This is a genomic window from Staphylococcus sp. EG-SA-2 (assembly GCF_017152085.1).
On the sequence record NZ_JACYHC010000888.1, the window covers coordinates 1 to 1,042 of the forward strand.

General features: G+C 31.3%; 2 protein-coding genes. One reads left to right on the plus strand and one right to left on the minus strand.

Annotated elements, in window-relative coordinates:
- The coding region (locus IDG60_RS15720) for a histidine phosphatase family protein (RefSeq protein WP_164825723.1) at positions 1-296 on the plus strand (296 nt) is incomplete at its 5' end.
- Positions 297-361: 65 nt separating this feature from the next.
- Here the strand turns inward: IDG60_RS15720 and IDG60_RS15725 are convergent.
- Entirely contained in the window at positions 362-745 is a 384-nt protein-coding gene (locus IDG60_RS15725) for a hypothetical protein (RefSeq protein WP_000868260.1), read from the minus strand.
- Between the last annotated feature and the right edge of the window lie 297 nt (positions 746-1,042).

Sequence of the window (1,042 nt, forward strand, 5' to 3'; positions counted from 1 at the left end):
AAGATGAAATCAGTGCGAATCCGAAATATGAAAAATATTTCAATGATCCAAACTTTAAAGACTTTCGTCATAGTTTTTCACAAAAAGCGCCTGAAGGAGAAAGTTATGAAGATGTATATCAACGCGTCGAACATTTTATGAATCATGTTGTCAATGAAGATACACAAAAAGATGATATCGTCATTGTTGCACATCAAGTTGTCATTCGTTGTTTGATGGTTTATTTTAACAAAGTTTCAAGGGAAGAAGCTGTGGATTTAAAAGTTGAAAATTGCAAACCATATATCATTGAATAGAAGTATAGAGGTTCTGAAAAGCTGTGTTTTATAGCTGCCTTCAGAACCTTTTTTGTATTTGGAATTTAATGGAAGTCATTCTTATCAACAGACTTACCACCAATAGCTAATGTGATAATTGCGCTTACGAACAAAATAATTGAAGTTATAAATGACGCTAATGTAAAAGGTGTAAATTGTGTGAGCGATAATATCAATGATAAAAAGAACCAAGAGATAGCCCCTAGAAATTGTAAAATAGCAGAAGAAATTCTAAAACTCATATAATCATATATAGCTAAAACAAGTGAAGGTAATGCGACTAATACCATTATAATGATGTTGAGGGTGAATAAATATGGCTGTTCAAAAGTTACTGTGTTTGGTCCTGTTGGATGCATTGCTGTTAAGAACAAGCAAACAATCGTCGATAAAATTGCTAAAATAATAAAAGTAATTCGAACTTTCATCATGATCATCCTTTGTTTATAGAGTCAATATAAGTATGGAATATGTTAGGTATATAGTCAAATGCGTCAACTAATGGGAATTTTAGGATGGATAGTGAATTTAAGGCAATTAAAAAAGCATCAAACAGTAATATGCTGCTTGATGCCCAAATGATGACTTTAGCTAAATTGATTAGTCACTTTTAAAGATAAAGAATTGTCATGAATTAAAGCTCATGTAATGATGTGTTACATGTCGCAATGATGGCTTTCAGTTATTTATCGATAACATCACTCTTGATACCTTTAGATTTTAAG